The following is a 19900-nucleotide window of genomic DNA, read 5'->3' on the forward strand; positions in this document are numbered from 1 at the left end:
CGTTCGGGCGTATGAGCGTATGGTCCGGCCGGAGCGGTGCGCGGGGCCGCGCGGCAGGGCCCGGGCCCGGGCCGCGGCAGGGCCGCGGTTCAGCGGAGCGCGGCCCTGCGGTACGCCCACGTCGCCAGGGCCAGGGCGGCGGCGCCCACGGCGGCGCACACGGCGAGGTTCGCCGCCACCGAGGCCCACGCCGGGTCGGGCCCGAGCGCGACGGCGAGCGCGTCCACCCCGTACGTCGAGGGCAGCAGGTCCCTGGCCAGCCGCACCAGGCCGGGCAGCCGCCCCTCCGGCAGCACGCCGAGCAGCAGCGCCGCCGACATGCCCAGCTGGCCGCACAGCGTGGCCAGCTCGGCCCGGGGCGCGAGCAGCCCGAGCGCCGCACCGAGCCCGGCGAGCGCGGCGCCCGCCAGCGGCACGACGGCGAGCAGCACCCACAGGCCGCCCATCGGCAGCTGGTAGAGCAGGCTGCCCGTCACGGCCGTGACGAGCACGCCCGGCACGGTGAAAGAGGCGTACGCGGCGGCCGTGCCGAGCGCCACGGCTGCGGCGGGCACCGGCAGCGTCGCGTAGTGGTCGAGCCCGCCCGCGGAGCGCAACTGCCCGAAGTACTGGGCCAGCAGGTTGAGGGCGACGAACGCCACGACGAGCACGGCGGAGCCCGCGACCACCGCGCGCGCCTCCTCCCCCGCGCCGCCGTCGACGACGCCCCGCATCAGCACCATGATGCCGATGGACTGGAACGTCGCGACGAACAGCAGCGGAATGCGCGCCACGCGGGCCCGTGAGAGCTGCGCCCGGTAGACGGCGCCGAGCGCGGGCCACAGACGGGCGCGCGGCGCCAGCGGGTGCGCGCCGGGCGGGGCCGACCGGGTCCCGGCCGGCCGTTCCTGCCGAGCGGTCATGCCCTCTCCAGTCCCTCGCCCCGGCCGCCGAGCGCCAGGTAGACGTCCTCAAGACTCGGCGTGGCCAGCGTGAAGTCGTCGAGCGCGGCGAACGCGGGCCCGCGCGTGACGGCCGCGACCACCGACCTGGCCCGCTCGGGCGGCAGGCGCAGGGTCCAGCGGCGCCCCGCGACGGTGGCCGAGCCGAACAGGGCCGCGATCTCCGGCTCCCCGAGCGGCGGCTCGCCGCGCCAGACCAGGTCGAGGCGGACCTCGGAGCTGACCATGCCCTTGAGCCCGCCGGGGGTGTCGCACGCGATGACGCGGCCCGCGTCCAGGACCGCCACGCGGTCGAGCACGGTCTCCGCCTCGATGACGTTGTGGGTGACGAGCAGCACGGTGGTGCCGTCCCGGGTGCGCCGCCGGTCGATCGCCGCCCACACGGCGCGCCTGGCCACCGGGTCCATGCCCGCCGTCGGCTCGTCGAGCACGAGCACCGGGCGCTCGCCCGCGAGCGCCGCCGCGACGCAGGCCAGTCGGCGCTGGCCGCCGGAGAGCTTCTTGAGCGGCTGACCGGCCAGGGGCGCGAGGTCCAGCTCGTCGAGCACGGCGTCGCGCGCCGCGCGGGCCGCGGGCGCGTCGAGGCCGCGCAGCCGCGCGGTGGTCTCGGCGGCGAGCGCGACGGTCAGCTCGTCGAGTGCCGTGGACTCCTGGCCGAGGTAGGCGAGCAGCCGCGCCGCGCGCCGCGGGTGGCGCACCAGGTCGTGGCCGAGCAGGGTGATGCTGCCCGCGTCCGGCCGCAGCAGGCCGGTGAGTTGCCGGACGAGGGTGGTCTTGCCCGCGCCGTTCGGACCGAGCAGCCCGAAGATCTCGCCGCGGGCGATGTCGAGGCTGATGTCGTCGCTGGCGCGGACCGGCCGCGGGGGCTCGGCGCCCCGCCCGCGGCGGGGGCGGGCGGCCGGGTAGGTCTTGGTCAGGCCGCGCACGGCGAACGCGGCCCGGGCGGCGGCGGTCGCCGCGCCGCCCGGCGCGTGCCGCTCCGTGGGAGGGCGGGAGCCGGCCCGTGCGATGGATGAGGCCACGATGGGCCAGCCTACGTGGCGACCGGGCCCGGCGGGACACCGGGGCGCGTTCCGGTCATGTCCCCGCCGGGCGGCGGGGCGCGGTCAGGAGGCGCGTTCCGCGCCGGTGCGGGTGTCGACCTCGCGCCAGAACCCGGCCCGGATCGCGTACCGGTCCTGCTCGTCGATCTGGTCGTCCTTGTGCGCCAGCAGCCCGAAGCGGGCGGCGTAGCGCAGCAGTTCGCCATCGATCCGGTGCGGGATGCGCGGGTACTCGCCGGAGAGCTGCTGCAAGTGCGCGGCGGCGGAGAGGCGTTCGGCCCAGCGGCGGGCGAAGACCTGCCCGACCTCGAACGGGTCGCCGCTGACCGCCGTGATGTCCTCCTCGCGGTCGGCCCAGCGCTGCTCGGCCGTGGTGAGCTGGGAGAGCATCGGAAGTCCCGCGATCTCCGGTGGCTCCTCGGGGGCGCCGCGGTCCACCCAGCCGCGGTCGGAGGACCAGCGCAGCGTGGCGGTCGCGGGCGGCGGGACAGGACGGCCGAGCGAGGCCAGGTCCTTGGGCGTCGGCACCCCCTTGGGCGCGGGCCCCGCGGCCTCGCGCGGCTCGGGGCCGCAGGGCTGCTCCGGTGGCCTGGCGACACCGTTCTTCGCCCCGACCGCGCTCTCGTGGCGGGCGGGGGTCTGCCCGGCGGCGGGCGCGGAGGTCTCGGGCAGCGGCGCGGCGAGGATCGCGGCGATCTCCGGGCGGGGCACGCCCGGCCTGGCGCCGGCGGGGACCGCGTCGCTGAGGCGCACGGCCCGCGTGATCCAGGCGCGGTCGAGGACGCGGCGTTCGTCGGCCTCGGCCACCAGGTCCTCGGACTGGTTGTAGTCGCCGTCGGCGGCCTGCACGGCCCACAGGTGGACCGCGACGCCGTGCTCCTTGGCCGACATCAGTCCTGGCAGCAGATCGCCGTCGCCGGTGACGAGCACGATGTCGGCGCAGGCGCGGTTGCGGGCGAGTTCGGTCAGCTCGGCGTGCATCGCGGCGTCGACGCCCTTCTGCGCCCAGCGGCCGTCGCTGCGGGTGAGCGCGCCGAGCCGCACGGTGACGCGCGGCATGACGCGCAACCGCCGGTGCTCGGGCTGGGGTACGCGGTCGGGCGCGCCGTCGAACCAGTAGATCCGCAGCAGAGGGCTGCCTGTGTCCGCCTCCGCGCGCTCCCGCAGGCCCTGGATGAGGGCCGTGTGGTCCACGGTGATGCGGGGCCGGGCCGGCTCTCCGGCGAGAAGGCTGGCGGCGGCGCCAAGCAGATAGCCGGCATCCACCAGGACGACGCAGCGGTCCACGTTGCACCTTCTTTCTCCGACGTTCCCCGGGCGTTTTCTTGAGTCTGCCCGACCGCGCCGCCGTTATCTGTCCCAACTCGATCTTCGGCGTGGCGAATCCGGGGAGGGCGTGAGGAATCCACGGAGCACACCCGCCCGGAATGCGAACTATGGTGCGCCGTGCGAATCTGGTGGCGGTCGGCGTTCCACGCCCGGATGATGTGTCACCAGGAGGCGATCATGGCCAGGAACAAGAACCGCGACCGGCAGGCGGAGCGGCGCCCCGAGCCCGAACCGCCCCGTCCCGACGCGCCAGTCGAGCAGCCGAGGGGGAAGAAGCGCGAACGGCGCTTCGGCCACAACTGACCAGCCACGGCACGTGAGGGCGCACCCCTGCGGCAGGGGTGCGCCCTCGCGCGCCGGGGCGGCCGTCAGGCGGCGCCGCCGGCCGGCGCGCCACCGCCGCCGGCCCGGCGCGGGCCGCTCGGCCGGGGGCCTGACCCGGCCGGCCACCGCGGCCGTTCACCGCGGTGGACGGTGTCCGACGCCTCGTGGACACAGGTCAGCCGGTCCTCGAAAGCGGATCCGGGGAAATACGCCGCGAGCGCGTGCACGGCCTCCTGGCGCGACACGTGCGCCTGGCGCAATAAGAACAAGGCTTTTTCGATCATTCGGGCATCCATGACGGCCCACCCCTCAAGAGGCTCATTCTCCTTCTCGAAGGTAGACCGCCCGGATTCCCGATTCGGTAAAGCCGATTCCATTATCCGCTCAACTATCCGGCTCAACTGTCCGGCTCGACTGTCCGGCTCGACTGTCCGGCTCGACTGTCCGGCTTTACCGTCCGCTCCGCCCCGGGGCGGAGCGGACGGGGGCGTCATCCGGCCAGGCACGCGGGCCCGAGGAGCGCCTTGAGGTCGCCGAACAGCGCGGGGTCGGCCTGCACCCGGTGCCGGTCGAGCCGCAGTACGGTCGTGCTGCGGCTGCCCTGGAGCCTGACCCGGACCTCGGTCGGCCCGCGGTGCTGGCCGAGGACTTCACCGAGTCTTTCCACCAGCGGCGGAGTGACCTTCAGCGTCGGAATGGTGATCGTCACGGGCGCGTCCGAGGCCGCCTCCGACAGGTCGGGGACCATGAGTTCCATGGCGACCAGGCGCGGCACGTCCTCGCGTTTGTCGAGCCGCCCCTTGACGAACACGACGGCGTCCTCGACCAGCTGGGTCGAGACGAGCTGGTAGGTCGCGGGGAAGAACATGCAGTCGATCGAGCCGGCCAGGTCCTCGACGGTCGCGATCGCCCACGGATTGCCCTGCTTGGTCATCTTCCGCTGGAGGCCGGAGATGATGCCGCCGATGGTGACGATGGTGCCGTCGGCGTGCTCCCCGCCGGTCAGCGCGGCGATCGCCGCGTCCGCCTTCTCGTCGAGCACGTGCTCGATCCCGAACAGCGGGTGGTCGGACACGTAGAGGCCGAGCATTTCCCGCTCCTGCGCCAGCAGGTAGGTCTTCTCCCACTCCTCGTCGGTGAAGACGACGTCCATGCCGAAGCCGGGACCGCTGTCCGCGCCCGCCTGGTCGTCCATGCCGCCGAAGAGGTCGAACTGCCCTTCCGCCTCTTTGCGCTTGACCTGCACGACGTTGTCGATCATCGGCTCGAAATGCGCGGTCAGCCCCTTGCGCGTGTGACCGAGGCTGTCGAACCCGCCCGCCTTGATCAGGGACTCGATGGTCCGCTTGTTGCACACGACCGCCTCGACCTTGTCGAGGAAGTCGGGGAACGAGCTGTACTTCCCCTTGGCCTTGCGCGTCGCGACGATCGAGTCGACGACGTTCTGTCCCACGTTGCGCACGGCCGTGAGGCCGAAAACGATCGTCTCGTCGCCGCGCGGGGTGAAGAAGGCCTCCGACTCGTTGACGTCCGGCGGCAGGACCTTGATGCCCATCCGCCGGCACTCGTTCAGGTAGACGGCGGACTTGTCCTTGTCGTCGCGCACCGAGGTGAGCAGCGCGGCCATGTACTCGGCCGGGTAATTGGCCTTGAGGTAGGCCGTCCAGTAGGTGACGAGGCCGTACGCCGAGGAGTGCGCCTTGTTGAACGCGTAGCCGGAGAACGGCACCAGCACGTCCCACACGGCCTGGATCGCCTCGTCCGAGTAGCCGCGTTCCCGCATGCCCTTCTGGAACGGGACGAACTCCTTGTCGAGGATCTCCTTCTTCTTCTTGCCCATGGCCCGCCGGAGCAGGTCCGCCTGTCCGAGGCTGTATCCGGCCAGGACCTGCGCGGCCTTCTGCACCTGCTCCTGGTAGACGATCAGGCCGTAGGTGACGTCGAGGACCTCCTTCAGCGGCTCCTCAAGCTCCTTGTGGATGGGCGTGATCTCCTGCTGCCCGTTCTTGCGCAGCGCGTAGTTGATATGGGAGTTCATGCCCATCGGGCCGGGCCGGTACAGGGCGCCGACGGCGGAGATGTCCTCGAAGTGGGTCGGCTTCATCATGCGCAGGAGCGAGCGCATCGGACCGCCGTCGAACTGGAAGACGCCGAGCGTGTCACCGCGGCCGAGCAGTTCGAACGTCTTCGGGTCGTCGAGCGACATGCCGAGCAGCTCGATGTCGACGCCCTTGTTCTTCTTGATCAGCTTGACGGCGTCGTCCATGATCGTGAGGTTCCGCAGCCCGAGGAAGTCCATCTTCAGCAGGCCGAGGGACTCGCACGTCGGGTAGTCCCACTGCGTGACGACGACGCCGTCGTTCTTCGGCGCGAACAGCGGAACGTGGTCGACCAGCCGCTCGCTCGACATGATCACGCCGGCGGCGTGCATGCCCATCTGCCGGACCAGGCCCTCAAGGCCCTTGGCCGTGTCGATGACCTTGCGGACGTCGGGCTCGTTCTCGTACATGCCGCGGACCTCGGCGGCCTCGCTGTAGCGGGGATGGTCCTTGTCCGTGATCCCGGACAGCGGGATGCCCTTGCCCAGCACGTCGGCCGGCATCGCCTTGGTGATGCGGTCGCCCATCGCGTACGGGTAGCCGAGCACGCGGGAGGCGTCCTTGATGGCCGCCTTGGCCTTGATGGTGCCGTAGGTGCCGATCATCGACACCTTGTCGGCGCCGTACTTCTCGGTGACGTAGCGGATCACCTCGCCGCGCCTGCGCTCGTCGAAGTCGATGTCGACATCCGGCATGGAGACGCGCTCGGGGTTCAGGAACCGCTCGAAGATCAGCCCGTGTTCGAGCGGGTCGAGGTCGGTGATGCCCAGCGCGTACGACACGATCGAGCCCGCCGCCGAGCCGCGGCCCGGGCCCACCGCGATGCCCTGCTGCTTGGCCCACATGATGAAGTCGGCGACCACGAGGAAGTAGCCGGGGAACCCCATCTGGATGATGACGTCCATCTCGTAGTCCGCCTGCCGCTGCCGCGACTCGGGCACGCCCCCCGGGTACCGGCGGGCCATGCCCCGGGCCACCTCCTCCTTGAACCAGGAGACCTCGGTGTACCCCTCCGGGACGTCGAAGCGCGGCATCAGGTCGCGCGACTCGAACCAGCCCTCGGTGTCGACCTGCTCCGCCACCAGCAGGGTGTTGGCGCAGCCCTCCTGCCAGGCGTCGGACGAGTCGATGGCGTACATCTCCTCGGGCGACTTCAGGTAGTAGCCGGTGCCGTCGAAGCGGAACCGGCCGGGGTCGGAGAGGTTCTTGCCGGTCTGCACGCACAGCAGCGCGTCGTGCGCGTCCGCCTCGTGGGCGTGCGTGTAGTGCGAGTCGTTCGTGACCAGCGGCGGGATGCCCAGCTTGCGGCCGATGTCGAGCAGCCCGTCCCTGACCCGGGTCTCGATCTCAAGCCCGTGGTCCATCAGTTCGAGGAAGTAGCGGCCCTTGCCGAAGATGTCCCGGTAGTCGGCCGCCGCCTTCAGCGCCTCCTCGGGCTGGCCGAGGCGCAGGCGCGTCTGCACCTCGCCCGAGGGGCAGCCGGTGGACGCGATCAGGCCCTCGGCGTACTGGGCGATGGTCTCCCGGTCCATGCGGGGCCACTTGACGAAGAAGCCCTCGGTGTACGCGTCGGACGAGAGCCGGAACAGGTTGTGCAGACCGGTCTTGTTGTACGCCCAGATCGTCTTGTGCGTGTAACCGCCGGAGCCGGAGACGTCGTCGCGCTTCTGGTGCGGCTGCCCCCACTGGACGCGGCGCTTGTGCCGCCGCGACTCCGGCGCCACGTACGCCTCGATGCCGATGATCGGCGTGACGTTCGCCGCGCGCGCCTGCTGGAAGAAGTCGTACGCCCCGTGCAGGTTCCCGTGGTCGGTGATCGCGATGTGCGACATGCCCATCTCCTGGCACGCCTTGAACATGTCCTTCAGCCGCGCCGCTCCGTCGAGCAGCGAGTACTGGGTGTGCACATGCAGGTGTGTGAAGGGCTTCGTCACTCCACGGCCTTCCGCAGCAGGGGCAGGGATCACCCCGAACCCTACATCCGCGCGGCCCGCCGTCCGCTCGCGGGCGACACCGCGCCGCGCCCGCGTTTTCGCAGGTCAAAGGCATGATCGACAGGATCGACGAGGTCAGGACGTACGTGCGGGACGCCCCGCGCCGACCCGGGGCGGCAGCACCTCAACGGCCCCGCGACGGCCCCGGAACGGCCCCCGGCACAGCACCGGAACGGCCCCGCGGCCGTTCCACCGCGGCGACCGGGCCGGCCGGCCCCGCGGCCCGGGCCACCCGCCCCCTGCCTCCCGCCGGGGGGCCATGGCACACTCGGCTCGATGGGTATATCGGCTCCTGGGATGCGCGCGGTGCGCGCGGCGATGTTCGCCGCGCTGTGCCTCACGCTTTCCGCGGGCGCCCACGTCGTGCTCTCCGGCGCGCCCGTCCCCGCGCCCGCCGCCCTGGTCGTCGCGGCGGCGGTCTTCGGCTGCGCGTGGCTGCTGTTCGGCGCGGGCGAACGCCGTTTCGGCGCCATCGCCGCGCTGCTCGTGCCGCTGCACCTGGCGGCCGACACCGTGTTCACCGCGGGGCAGTCCTCCTGCTACGGGCCCGCGGGCGGCCCGGTGACCGGCCCGCTGCGCCTGCTCGGCGTCGACCTGCTGTGCGCCGGCGACATCGGGGCGCCACTCGCCCACCTCGCCGCCGCCGGCCGCGAGCCGCTGGCCGCGGGCGGCCCGGCCGGCCCCTGGCTGCTGCTGGCCGCGCACGTCGGCGCCGCCCTGCTGGCCGCGTGCTGGCTGCGCGGCGGCGAGCGCGCCCTCGCCCGCGTGCTGAGCGCGGCCGCGGCGGCCGGCTTCAGGCCGCTGCTGCTCGCCCGCGCCGCCCGCGCCGCGCACGCGCGCCGCACGGCCGGCGGCGCGCGGGCCACCCGGCACCGCCCGTGGGCCGCGCCGGCCGCGCCCGCCCGGCAGCCGTCGCTCCGCTCCGTCCTGCGTCGCGGCCCGCCCGGCCCGGCGCCCGCGCTCTGACGCGGGCCCGCACCGGCAGGCACTCCCCCGGAACGCCGCGCGCGATACGCGCCGTTCCGGCCCCTTCGCACGCGAACGGAGACACTCCACATGAGCAAGCGCAATTCCGCCGAGGCCAAGCGCGCCGCCCGCGAACGGCTGCGCGCGGAACGCGAACGCCAGGCCAAGCAGGAGCGGCTGCGCCGCCGACTGGTCGTCGGCGGCTCCACGGTGGCCATCCTGGCCGTCGCGGGCGGCATCGGCGTCGCCGTCGCGAACATGGGCGGCGACGACGACAACACCGACTGGGGCGCCGTCCGCTCCCAGGTCGAGGACGGCGGCTCGGGCGACTTCCCGACCGAGGCGCCCGCCCACGCCTCGGGCGAGGACGGCCTGACCGTCCGCGTCGGCGAGGAGGACGCGGCCAACACCCTCACCCTCTACGAGGACGCCCGCTGCCCGGCCTGCGCCTCGTTCGAGCAGGGCATCGGCGGCGACATCAGGGAGGACATCGAGAACGGCACGTACGCCGTCGAGTACGTCTTCGGCTCCTTCCTCGACGACCGGCTCGGGGGCTCGGGCTCGAAGAACGCGATCAACGCGCTGGGCGCCGCCCTCGACGTCAGCCCCACCGCGTTCCTCGACTTCCACGACGCGCTGTTCTCCGAGGAGTTCCACCCCTCCGAGTCCTCCGACACGTTCGCCGACGACGAGCGGCTGATCGAGATAGCCCAGTCCGTACCGGAACTTGAGGGCAACCAGGAGTTCGAGGCGGCCGTGACCGACAGCACGTTCGCGGTGTGGACCGTGCAGATGTCGCAGAAGTTCGACGAGGCACCGGACGTGTCCGGCACCCCGACCCTGAAGTACAACGGCGAGGTCGTGGCCGTTCCCGAGTCCGTCGCCGACTTCGACGCGATGATCGAGGCGAACAGCATCCAGCCCGACGCCGGCGAGGACACCGAGCCGGACGCGTAACGAAGCAGCCACAACGGGCGGGCGGGGCCGGTACCGGCCCCGCCCGCCCGCCGGGCGTTCCGTAGGCTGTGCCCGTGGCAGGGGCACAGCCGGGACACATAGTCGACGACCGCTTCGAGTTGCTCTCGCGCATCGGCACCGGCGGCATGGGGGCCGTGTGGCGGGCCCGCGACCTCGCGCTGGACCGCGAGGTCGCCGTCAAGGAGGTGCGGCCCGCCGATCCGGCGGCGTACGCGGAGCCGGAGGCCGAGCGCAAACTGCGGGAGCGGGTCGTGCGCGAAGCCCGCGCACTGGCCAGGATCGACCACCCGAACGTGGTGCGCGTCCACCACATCGTCGACGCCGTGCCGCACCCGTGGCTGGTGATGGAGCTGCTGCGCGGGGGCAGCCTCGACGCGCTGGCGTCCCGCGGCCCGCTGCCGCCGGCCGAGGCGGCCCGGCTGGGCCGCGACGTGCTGGCCGGCCTGCGGGCCGCGCACGCCGCCGGCATCCACCACCGCGACGTGAAGCCCGCCAACATCCTGCTGCGCGAGGACGGCTCCGCGGTGCTGACCGACTTCGGGATCGCCGCGGTGGCCGGCACCACCTCGCTCACCGTGACCGGCGGCATCATCGGCTCCCCCGAGTACATGGCGCCAGAACGCATCCGGGGCGCGCCCGACCACGCCGCCGCCGACCTGTGGTCGCTCGGCATCACGCTCTACGTGCTCACCGAGGGGCGCAGCCCGCTGCGCCGCGGGACCACCCTGGCCACGCTCTCCGCGGTCCTTGAGGACCCGGTGCCGCCGCCGGTCGCCTCGGGACCGCTGGCCGAAGTGCTGGGTGCGCTGCTGGTCAAGGACCCGGCGGCGCGCCCGGACGCGGCGCGGGTCGACGAACTGCTCGCCCTCGCCCAACGGCCCGGCCCGCCGCACCCGCCGCCGCACCCACCGCCGGGGCCGCCTCCGGTGCCGCCGCGGAACGGCCACCCGCCGGCCGGCTGGTCCACCACCACGGCCACGGCGCCCGAGGTGCCGCCCCGGCGGTCGCGCACCGCGCTCGTCGCCGGGCTCACCGCGGGCGCGGTACTGCTGGCCGGCGGTGTCACCGCCGCCGTGCTGCTCGGCGGCGGCACGGACGGGAACGGCTCGGCCGGTCCCACGACCGCGCCGACCGCCACCGGGCCCGCGCCCGATGAGGACGGCGAGCGGCCGGCGGGCCCCGGCCCGACCGATGAGCCCGTGGAGGAGGAGTCGCCTCCCGAGCCGTCGGAGGACCTGACGGACCGGGAACCGCCTCCGGAGCCCGACCCCGACTCCACGCCGGACCCGGAGGAGCCGGACCAGGAGCAGGAGCAGCCGGACCAGGAGCAGGAGCCCGACCCCGAGCCGGGCGCCGGCGGCCCCGCCACCGGCATCTGGATCGCCCAGCTGTTCTCCGAGCCGGTCGGCAGCGGCACGGCCGTCCGCGACCAGCGCCTCGCGGCCGTCCGCGCCGACATCCCGGAGGCCGAGGTCCTGCTGAGCGACGACTTCCCGTCCCTCAATCCCGGTTACTGGGTGATCTACGTCTCCGGCGGCTTCGACGACGGCTACGACGCGGTCTCCTTCTGCGCCGAGCGCGGCAGGACCTCGGGCAACGAGTGCGTGGGCCGCTACCTCGGCGCGTCGGCGGCCGACGCCGGTCTCATCTGCCACCCGGAGAACGGCGGCAGCGGGCGGTGCGAGGACGGGCAGGGCGGCTGATTCCGCCCGCGGGGCCCGCCCGCGCGCGGCGGCCGGTCAGGCCGCCTCGATGCTGATCGCGGGCAGGTAGCGCGTGACGCGGCTGCCGCTCAGGCCGGGGAAGGTCTGCACCCGCTGCCACTGCTCGGTCGGCGAGCCGACGCCCTCCCCCGCCGCGGCGAGTGCCTCGACGTGCGCCCGCTCGCTCTCCCACTCGGCGAAGTTGAGCACCCGGCTGCCGTCGAGGCCGGTGTGGAAGTGGGCGGAGATGCCACCGGGGTGGGGCGCCGGGTCCGAGCCGAGCGCCTCGAAGACCGCGTCGACCCAGTCGCGCTGCCGACGCGGGTCGGGACCCTCGAACGTGATGTCGACGATCACGACGCAGCCCGGCGTCCCGGCCTCGCGCGCGGCGGGGGTGCTGCGGTACAGCTCGTAGGCGTGCAGGCCGCCGCGCTCGATTCCGGGCACGGCCGCCTCGATCTCCGCGAAGCGCTCGTCACGGTGGTTCATGGCGTAGGACTCGTACGCCGTCAGGTCGCGCCACTGCGAGTAGTGCAGCAACGTGCCGCCGTCCGTGCTGGTGAGCACGGAGTACGCGAGGAGCCCCTCGTCCGGCCACGGCCTGCTCCGCCAGGTCCTGGCGATGGCCTCGACGGCGGCCCGCTGCCGTTGCGGGGTACCGACCCGCCAGGTGCTGGCGAGCACCACCCGCGCGTCGGAACGGTCGAGTGAGGGAAGGGTGCCGATGCGCACGGACATGCTGACCTCCGGTGTGCGGCCCACCCCGGTGGCGGGCCGGCACCCCCATGCTTGTAGTTCAACTGAAGTTGAGGTCAAGCGTCCGCGGCAGGGTCTCGCCTGTCCGCGGGCGGCGTCCCGCCCGCGCCGCGCCGGCCGGTCAGTCCGCGTCGAGGTCCGCGAGGAAGCCGAGCGCGATCCGCCAGGTCCGCTCGGCCGCCTCCTCGTCCCAGTCGTCGAGATCCGGGTCGGTGTACAGGTGCCCGGCCCCCGGGTACCTGAACACCTCCACGTCCGTGCCCGCCCGCCGCATCCGCAGGTACCAGGCGTTCAGCCAGTCGTGCGGCTCGAACGGGTCGGGGTCGGCGACGTGCAGCTGCACCGGCAGCCCGTCCGCCGACGCGTCCTCGGCGACATCCCCGGTGCCGTGCAGCAGCAGGAGCCCCCTGGCCCTGGCATCGCCGAGCGCCACGGTCTGCGCGAGCGAGGCGCCCAGCGAGAAACCGGCGTAGACGAGTCCCGTGTCGGAACGCGGGGCAGCCGCCGCGATCGCCCGCCGCAGCAGCTCGTCGGAGCCGATCTCGTCCTTGACGGCCATGCCCTCCTCGACGGTGTCCGCCGTCCTCCCCTCGTAGAGGTCGGGAACGAACACCTCGTGCCCGGCCCGCCGCAGCCGCTGGGCCGCGGACTCGACGGCGGGCCGCGGCCCGTAGGCGGAGTGCAGAAGCATGACGTGGCTCACGGTCTTGACCGGTCCTTCCGGTGGTACGCGTCTGATCGCCCGCCATCCTGCCAGCCCTGCTGGCTACCCTTGCGGACGGAAGGCAGGAACCCAGGAAACCGAGGAACTGAGAGAAGTCATGGACGACGTGCTGCGACCCGTCCTGGTCATCGGCGGCACCATCGCGCTCACCCTGCTCATCGGCTGGGTGATCGACCGCGCGCTGCGCGCGGCCGACCGGCGCCACCCGGACACCCGGGTGTGGGCGCTCCTGCGGCGCTGCCAGCTGCCGCTCCAGGTGCTCCTCGCGTCGGCCGCCGTGCAGATCGCCTACGACGCGTTCGATCTGGAGCTGCGGCGGAACGACCTGATCCAGAACCTGCTCGCCACGGTGACGATCTTCTCGGCCGCCTGGATGACGATCAGAGCGGCCAACGCCATAGCGGAGAACACGCTGGCCAGCTACGCGGCGCGCACGACCGACCTGGCGCGCGTGCGGCAGTTCAGGACGCAGCTGGCGATGATCCGCCGCGTGGTCACCACCATCCTGGCCATCGTCGCCACGGCCGTGGCGATGCTGCTCCTGTTCCCCGGGCTGCGGGCCCTGGGTGCCTCGATGCTGGCGTCCGCGGGCATCATCGGCATCATCGCCGGTGTCGCCGCCCAGTCCATGCTGAGCAACCTGTTCGCCGGCCTCCAGGTCGCGTTCGGCGACTCGGTGCGCATCGGCGACACCGTCGTGGTCGACGGCGAGTGGGGCACCGTCGAGGAGATATCCCTCGCGTTCCTCACCGTGCGGATCTGGGACGACCGGCGCCTGACCATGCCGGTGTCGTACTTCAACAGCAAGCCCTACGAGAACTGGTCGCGCGGCGGCCACGAGATCACCGGCACCGTGTTCCTCCACCTCGACCACAGCACGCCCGTGGCCGAGCTGCGCAAGCGCCTCCAGGAGTACCTGCTCGGCCGCAAGGACTGGGACGGGCGCACGTGGAGCCTGGTCGTCACCGACACCACCCCCACCACCATCGAGGTGCGGGCCGCGATGTCGGCGCGGAACGCGGACGACGTGTGGACGCTGCGCTGCGCGGTCCGCGAGGAGCTGGTCTCCTGGCTGCGCGAGCACCACCCCTACGCGCTGCCCCGCGTGGCCACCTCGCCGGCCGCGCAGCCCCCCGGGGCCGGGACCGCCGCGACCCCGTGAGGGTCGGCCCGGCGCCCGCGACACGCGAACACCGGGCGCGCCCCCTCAGGCGCTTTCCGCGCGCAGCCTGCCGAGCGCGGTGTCGAGGTCGTCGGGGTAGGGCGAGGTGAACTCCGTCCACTCCTCGTCCGCCGGGTGCGCGAAGCCGAGCCGCACCGCGTGCAGCCACTGCCTGGTCAGGCCGAGCCGCCTGGCCAGCACGGGGTCGGCGCCATAGGTGAGGTCGCCCGCGCAGGGGTGCCGGTGCGCGGACATGTGCACGCGGATCTGGTGGGTGCGGCCGGTCTCCAGCTTGATGTCGAGCAGGCTCGCCCCGCGGAACGCCTCGATCAGGTCGTAGTGGGTGACGGAGGGCTTGCCGTCCGCGGTCACCGCCCACTTGTAGTCGTGCTGCGGGTGCCGCCCCACGGGGGCGTCGATGGTGCCGCTGAGCGGGTCGGGGTGGCCCTGGACCAGGGCGTGGTAGCGCTTGTCGACGGTCCGCTCGCGGAACTGCTGCTTCAGCCGGGAGTACGCCGTCTCCGATTTGGCGACGACCATCAGCCCCGAGGTGCCGACGTCCAGGCGGTGCACGATGCCCTGCCGTTCCGCGGCGCCCGAGGTCGCGACCCGGAAACCGGCGGCGGCCAGGCCGCCGATGACGGTGGGGCCGCTCCAGCCCGGGCTCGGGTGGGCGGCGACGCCGACGGGCTTGTCGACGACGACCAGGTCCGGGTCGTCGTGGACGACCCGCATGCCCTCGACGGGCTCGGCCACGACCCGCACCGGCGCGGCCGGCGGCGGCATCTCGACCTCAAGCCACGCGCCGCCGATGACCCGTTCCGACTTGCCGACCTCGGCGCCGTCCAGGCGCACCTTGCCCGCGGCGGCGAGCTCCGCGGCCTTGGTGCGGGAGAAGCCGAGCATGCGGGCGAGGGCGGCGTCGACGCGTTCCCCCTCAAGTCCCTCCGGTACGGGCAGTGCGCGGGTCTCGGGAAGGCTGTTCACCCGTCGAGTATGCCGGACGGCCGGGCGGGCCCGCCCCGTCAGTCCCGGTGCACCGTGCCGTCGGGGTCGAGCCCGCGGAAGGACAGCAGCACGATGAGGATGCCGCCGCACACGATCGCGGAGTCCCCGATGTTGAACACGGCGAAGTGCTTGGGCGCGACGAAGTCCACCACGTGCCCTTCGAGGAAGCCCGGGGCCCGCATGACGCGGTCCGTCAGGTTGCCGAGCGCGCCGCCGAGCAGCAGCCCGAGCGCGACGGCCCACGGGGTGCTGTACAGCTTCCTGGCAAGCCGGATGATGACGACGATCACGGCGGCGGCGATGCAGGTGAAGACGACGGTCAGCGCCTCGCCGATGCCGAACGCGGCGCCGCCGTTGCGCACGACCCGCAGCTGGAGCCACTCGCCGAGGATCTCCACAGGCGGCTCGTGCTCAAGCCACTCCACGGCCATGATCTTGGTGACGAGGTCGGACAGGTAGATGACCGCGGCCAGCACGGCGAGCACGGCGATCCGCCGCTTGCCGCGGTCGGGGACCCCGGTACCGCCGTCGCCGTCCGCCGCGACCTCGCCGCCGGCAGGCGTCTTCTCCGAGTCGTCCGGTGTCTCGATGGTTTCCGCCTCGCTCACGTGATGAGGGTACGCCACGCCAGTGCGATCACCGGAAATCAGTCAGAACCGCCGCTCCTGTTTCTGCTTGCAGTCCACGCACAGCGTGGCGCGCGGGAACACCTGCATCCTCGCCTTGCCGATGGGCTGCCCGCAGTTCTCGCACAGTCCGTAGGTGCCGGCCTCAAGGCGGCCGAGGGCGCGTTCGGTCTGGTACAGCATCTCGCGGGCGTTGGTCGCCAGGGCCATCTCGTGCTCGCGCGTGACGTTCTTGGTGCCGGTGTCGGCCTGGTCGTCGCCGGCCCCGTCGCCCGAGTCCCGCATCAGCCCGGTCAGCGCCTCCTCGGCGGCGGCGATCTCACCGCGCAGCCGTTCCGCCTCCGTGGTCAGCGAGTCCCTGGCCTCGGCCACCTCCGCCGCGGTCCACGGGTCCTCGCCGGAGCGGACGGCCAGCTCACCCGGGTCGGCCGCCGCGGACGCACGGGCGGACGCCAGGGGCGCGGACGGATCGTCCGCGGTGCTCTTCTTCGCTGCCACCTTCTCGGCTCCTGTCTTCCCGTGCTTCTTCGTGTCCCCCGCCGCCGGCGCCTCCGGCGTGCTCTTCCTCGCTGCCGCCACGCCGCCGGTCCCCTCACATGGTGTGATCTTGCGCGCGAATCGTGACCGGAACGATAAATCGACTGGAAGGGTGCGGCAACGGAGACGCGCCGGTCTGACTGCCTTGTGCCCCGCCCGGCGGCGCCGTAACCGGTCACCGCCGCCGGGTGGCGGCCCGTACACTGGTCGCAGCGGAAGGCAGTGATGGGGACGAGTAGCGTCGTCCGCAGCCGTGAGCGACCCGGGGACGGTGCGAGCCCGGGGGCGAGCGCGACGTGAAGATCACCCCGGAGCCGCCGGCGGAAAGCTCAGCGAGCGAGTAGATCCGGCACCGCGGCGCAATGAGAGGGCAGGGGGGCGCGGCCACGGTCGCCGCCACCCGCCAAGGAGGGTGGTACCGCGGGAGCGTGCTCTCGTCCCTCCGACGGAGAACGCCATGTGTGTCCGCCGGAGGACGATCCGATGACGCAGTACCACCACGTACCGGCCCAGGTCGACCTGCCCGCCCTGGAGCGCGGTGTGCTCGATCTGTGGCAGGACCAAAAGACTTTCGCCCGCAGCCTTGAGCAGTCGAAGGGCCGCCCCGAGTGGGTGTTCTTCGAGGGGCCGCCCACCGCCAACGGCATGCCGGGCGCGCACCACATCGAGGCCCGCGTCTTCAAGGACCTCTTCCCCCGCTACCGCACGATGCGCGGCTACCACGTCACGCGCAGGGCGGGCTGGGACTGCCACGGCCTCCCCGTGGAGCTGGCGGTGGAGAAGGAGCTGGGCTTCAGCGGGAAGCAGGACATCGAGGCGTACGGGATCGCGGAGTTCAACGCGAGGTGCCGCGAGTCCGTGACGCGGCACACGGACGCGTTCGCCGAGGTCACCCGGCGCATGGGCTACTGGGTCGACATGGACGACGCCTACCGCACCATGGACCCGGCCTACATCGAGTCGGTGTGGTGGTCGCTGAAGGAGATCTTCGGCAAGGGACTGCTGGTGCAGGACCACCGGGTGGCGCCCTGGTGCCCGCGCTGCGGGACCGGGCTGTCCGACCACGAGCTGGCCCAGGGCTACGAGACGGTCGTCGACCCCTCGGTGTACGTGCGCCTGCCGCTGCTCTCCGGGCCGCTGGCGGGCGAGGCCGACCTGCTGGTGTGGACGACGACGCCGTGGACCCTGGTGTCGAACACGGCGGTGGCCGTGCACCCCGAGGTCTCCTACGCGGTCGCCACGGACGGCGAGCAGCGCCTCGTGGTCGCGCAGCCGCTGCTCGAACAGGCCCTCGGCGAGGGCTGGACGCCGACCGGGCAGACGTTCACCGGCGCCGAGATGGAGCGCTGGGCCTACCGGCGGCCGTTCGACCTCGTCGACTTCGGCGGCGCCGAGGCGCACTTCGTGGTCACCGCCGACTACGTCACCACGGAGGACGGCACCGGCCTGGTGCACCAGGCCCCCGCGTTCGGTGAGGACGACCTCCTGACCTGCCGCGCGTACGGGCTGCCCGTGGTGCGCCCGATCGGCGCGGACGGCGCGTTCGACGAGGGACTGCCGCTGGTGGGCGGCCAGTTCTTCAAGAAGGCCGACGAGGTGCTCGTCGCCGACCTGCGCGAGCGCGGCCTGCTGTTCCGCCACCTCGCCTACGAGCACAGCTACCCGCACTGCTGGCGCTGCCACACCCCGCTGATGTACTACGCGCAGCCGGCCTGGTACATCCGCACCACGCAGGTGAAGGACGCCCTGCTCAGGGAGAACGAGAAGACCAACTGGTACCCGGAGTCCGTCAAGCACGGCCGCTTCGGCGACTGGCTGACGAACAACGTGGACTGGGCCCTGTCCCGCAACCGCTACTGGGGCACGCCGCTGCCCATCTGGCGCTGCGCCGAGGGCCACCTCACGTGCGTCGGGTCGCTCGCGGAGCTGAGCGAGCTGTCGGGAACGGACCAGTCGGGGCTCGACCCGCACCGGCCGTTCATCGACGCGGTCACCTTCGGGTGCACGGCCGAGGGCTGCGCGGAGACGGCCACGCGGGTGCCCGAGGTCATCGACGCCTGGTACGACTCGGGCTCGATGCCGTTCGCGCAGTGGGGCTACCCCTACCGCAACCGCGAGGAGTTCGAGCGGCACTACCCGGCGCAGTACATCTGCGAGGCGATCGACCAGACCCGCGGCTGGTTCTACACGCTGATGGCCGTCGGCACGCTGGTCTTCGACCGCTCCTCGTACGAGTCGGTGGTCTGCCTCGGCCACATCCTGGCCGAGGACGGCCGCAAGATGTCCAAGCACCTGGGCAACATCCTCAAGCCGCTGCCCCTCATGGAGCAGCACGGGGCGGACGCCGTGCGCTGGTTCATGGCCGCGGGCGGCTCCCCGTGGGCGGCGCGCAGGGTCGGGCACGGCACGATCCAGGAGGTCGTCCGCAAGACGCTCCTCACCTACTGGAACACGGTGGCCTTCCAGGCGCTGTACGCCCGCACCGCGGGCTGGGCGCCGAGCGAGGCCGACCCGGCGCCCGCGGACCGCCCGCTGCTCGACCGCTGGCTGCTCAGCGAGCTGCACGCGCTGGTCGGCATGGTCACCAAGGCCATGGACGACTTCGACACCCAGCGCACGGGGAAGCTGATCTCGACGTTCGTCGACGACCTGTCCAACTGGTACGTCCGCCGCTCGCGGCGCCGCTTCTGGCAGGGCGACCCGGCGGCCATGCGCACGCTGCACGACGTGCTGGAGACGGTGACCCGGCTGATGGCGCCGCTGGTCCCGTTCATCACCGAACGCGTCTGGCAGGACCTCGTGGTGCCGGTGACGCCCGGCAGTCCCGACTCGGTGCACCTGGCGTCGTGGCCCGAGGCCGATCCCGGCCTCGTGGACCCCGACCTGTCGCAGGACATGCTGCTGGTGCGGCGGCTGGTGGAGCTCGGCCGCGCCACGCGCGCCGAGTCCGGCGTGAAGACCCGGCAGCCGCTGTCGCGAGCGCTGGTCGCAGCCCAGGGCTTCGAACTGCTCGGGGACGAGCTGCGCGAGCAGATCGCCGAGGAGCTGAACGTCACCTCTCTCGCGGCGCTCTCCGGCATGGGCGGCTCCCTGGTCGACACCTCGGCCAAGGCCAACTTCCGCGCCCTGGGCCGCCGGTTCGGCAAGGGAACGCAGCCGGTGGCCCGCGCCATCGCGGAGGCGGACGCCGCGGCCCTGTCCGCGGCGCTGCGCGCGGGGACCGCGGCCGTCGAGGTCGACGGCGAGCTCGTGCCGCTGTCGGCCGAGGAGGTCATCATCACGGAAACGCCCCGCGAGGGCTGGTCGGTGGCCTCGGACCCGGGCGCGACCGTGGCGCTGGACCTGGAGATCACGCCCCAGCTGCGCCGGGCCGGCCTGGCCCGCGAGGTGATCCGGCTGATCCAGGAGGCCCGCAAGAACAGCGGCCTTGAGGTGACCGACCGCATCGCGGTGCGCTGGGAGGCCGAGGGCGAGGAGACGGTGCGCGCGCTGGCCGACCACCAGGCGCTGATCACGGGCGAGGTGCTCGCGGCGGACTTCGCCGAGGGCGCGGGCGACGACGCGTTCGGTGAGCGGTTCGGCGAGGAGTCGCTCGGCTTCGCGTTCCGGCTGCGCCGCATGTGAGACGCGACGCGGCGGGCCGGCCGGGACCCCGAGGGGTTCCGGCCGGCCCGCCGCGATATGCCGTGTCCCGGCGTCAGCCGACGCCG

General features: G+C 73.0%; 15 protein-coding genes. 6 read left to right on the top strand and 9 right to left on the bottom strand.

The annotated features are described in order from the left end of the window. Nucleotides 1-89 precede the first annotated feature (89 nt). From LC193_RS05010 to LC193_RS05020, 3 genes are all read right to left on the bottom strand, one after another. Nucleotides 90-902, bottom strand: a complete 813-nt coding sequence (locus LC193_RS05010) for an ABC transporter permease (RefSeq protein WP_226071947.1) — start codon at nt 900-902, stop codon at nt 90-92. Continuing rightward, entirely contained in the window at nt 899-1867 is a 969-nt protein-coding gene (locus LC193_RS05015; protein ID WP_226078483.1) for an ABC transporter ATP-binding protein, read from the bottom strand. Before LC193_RS05015 ends, LC193_RS05010 begins: the two co-directional genes overlap by 4 nt. Nucleotides 1868-2047: 180 nt before the next feature. Beyond that, nucleotides 2048-3271: an NYN domain-containing protein gene (locus LC193_RS05020; RefSeq protein ID WP_226071949.1), complete on the bottom strand. Its 1224-nt coding sequence runs from the start codon at nt 3269-3271 to the stop codon at nt 2048-2050. Nucleotides 3272-3490: 219 nt separating this feature from the next. On the opposite strand from LC193_RS05020, the gene LC193_RS28915 reads away from it, so the two are divergent. Beyond that, nucleotides 3491-3616, top strand: a complete 126-nt coding sequence (locus LC193_RS28915) for a hypothetical protein (RefSeq protein WP_255308292.1) — start codon at nt 3491-3493, stop codon at nt 3614-3616. A 511-nt stretch (nt 3617-4127) separates the two neighbouring features. Here the strand turns inward: LC193_RS28915 and dnaE are convergent. Then, entirely contained in the window at nt 4128-7670 is a 3543-nt protein-coding gene (dnaE, locus tag LC193_RS05025) for a DNA polymerase III subunit alpha (protein ID WP_226071950.1), read from the bottom strand. Nucleotides 7671-8006: 336 nt separating this feature from the next. Between dnaE and LC193_RS05030 the strand changes: the two genes are divergently transcribed. The 3 genes from LC193_RS05030 to LC193_RS05040 all read left to right on the top strand — a co-directional run bounded on the left by LC193_RS05030 (nt 8007) and on the right by LC193_RS05040 (nt 11377). Continuing rightward, on the top strand, nt 8007-8696 hold the full coding sequence (locus LC193_RS05030) for a hypothetical protein (RefSeq protein WP_226071951.1): 690 nt from the start codon (nt 8007-8009) through the stop codon (nt 8694-8696). A gap of 90 nt (nt 8697-8786) precedes the next feature. Further along, complete coding sequence (locus LC193_RS05035) at nt 8787-9653, top strand: thioredoxin domain-containing protein (protein WP_226071953.1); 867 nt, start codon at nt 8787-8789, stop codon at nt 9651-9653. Nucleotides 9654-9727: 74 nt separating this feature from the next. Next, a complete protein-coding gene (locus LC193_RS05040) occupies nt 9728-11377 on the top strand; it encodes a serine/threonine-protein kinase (RefSeq protein ID WP_226071954.1) in 1650 nt (549 codons plus the stop codon). Between the two features lie 36 nt (nt 11378-11413). On the opposite strand, the gene LC193_RS05045 is transcribed toward LC193_RS05040, so the two are convergent. Together LC193_RS05045 and LC193_RS05050 are read right to left on the bottom strand one after the other, a co-directional pair. After that, complete coding sequence (locus LC193_RS05045) at nt 11414-12115, bottom strand: antibiotic biosynthesis monooxygenase (RefSeq protein ID WP_226071955.1); 702 nt, start codon at nt 12113-12115, stop codon at nt 11414-11416. Between the two features lie 139 nt (nt 12116-12254). Next, the gene (locus tag LC193_RS05050) at nt 12255-12836 is read right to left on the bottom strand and encodes a dienelactone hydrolase family protein (RefSeq protein ID WP_404819350.1); all 582 of its coding nucleotides are present in this window, start codon (nt 12834-12836) and stop codon (nt 12255-12257) included. Between the two features lie 118 nt (nt 12837-12954). Here LC193_RS05050 and LC193_RS05055 point away from each other — a divergent pair, with 118 nt between their 5' ends. Beyond that, nucleotides 12955-14019, top strand: a complete 1065-nt coding sequence (locus LC193_RS05055; RefSeq protein ID WP_226071956.1) for a mechanosensitive ion channel family protein — start codon at nt 12955-12957, stop codon at nt 14017-14019. A gap of 45 nt (nt 14020-14064) precedes the next feature. Here LC193_RS05055 and LC193_RS05060 read toward each other — a convergent pair whose 3' ends face one another. From LC193_RS05060 to LC193_RS05070, 3 genes are read right to left on the bottom strand one after another with little or no spacing between them, the layout of a single operon-like run. Beyond that, on the bottom strand, nt 14065-15006 hold the full coding sequence (locus tag LC193_RS05060) for an RluA family pseudouridine synthase (protein WP_226071958.1): 942 nt from the start codon (nt 15004-15006) through the stop codon (nt 14065-14067). Nucleotides 15007-15044: 38 nt separating this feature from the next. Continuing rightward, a complete protein-coding gene (locus tag LC193_RS05065; protein WP_226071959.1) occupies nt 15045-15635 on the bottom strand; it encodes a signal peptidase II in 591 nt (196 codons plus the stop codon). 42 nt (nt 15636-15677) lie between these two features. Next, nucleotides 15678-16151, bottom strand: a complete 474-nt coding sequence (locus LC193_RS05070) for a TraR/DksA family transcriptional regulator (RefSeq protein WP_404819351.1) — start codon at nt 16149-16151, stop codon at nt 15678-15680. Nucleotides 16152-16673: 522 nt separating this feature from the next. Here LC193_RS05070 and ileS point away from each other — a divergent pair. Further along, entirely contained in the window at nt 16674-19814 is a 3141-nt protein-coding gene (gene ileS, locus LC193_RS05075; protein ID WP_226071960.1) for an isoleucine--tRNA ligase, read from the top strand. Nucleotides 19815-19900: the final 86 nt, after the last annotated feature.

The organism is Streptomyces marincola, assembly GCF_020410765.1.
Lineage (GTDB): Bacteria > Actinomycetota > Actinomycetes > Streptomycetales > Streptomycetaceae > Streptomyces > Streptomyces marincola.

Excerpts from the sequence above, each read along its gene's own strand:
- LC193_RS05045 (WP_226071955.1), bottom strand. The coding sequence starts at position 12,115 with ATGTCCGTGCGCATCGGCACCCTTCCCTCACTCGACCGTTCCGACGCG.
- LC193_RS05035 (WP_226071953.1), top strand. The coding sequence starts at position 8,787 with ATGAGCAAGCGCAATTCCGCCGAGGCCAAGCGCGCCGCCCGCGAACGG.
- ileS (WP_226071960.1), top strand. The coding sequence starts at position 16,674 with ATGACGCAGTACCACCACGTACCGGCCCAGGTCGACCTGCCCGCCCTG.
- LC193_RS28915 (WP_255308292.1), top strand. The coding sequence starts at position 3,491 with ATGGCCAGGAACAAGAACCGCGACCGGCAGGCGGAGCGGCGCCCCGAG.
- LC193_RS05010 (WP_226071947.1), bottom strand. The coding sequence starts at position 902 with ATGACCGCTCGGCAGGAACGGCCGGCCGGGACCCGGTCGGCCCCGCCC.
- LC193_RS05030 (WP_226071951.1), top strand. The coding sequence starts at position 8,007 with ATGGGTATATCGGCTCCTGGGATGCGCGCGGTGCGCGCGGCGATGTTC.
- LC193_RS05055 (WP_226071956.1), top strand. The coding sequence starts at position 12,955 with ATGGACGACGTGCTGCGACCCGTCCTGGTCATCGGCGGCACCATCGCG.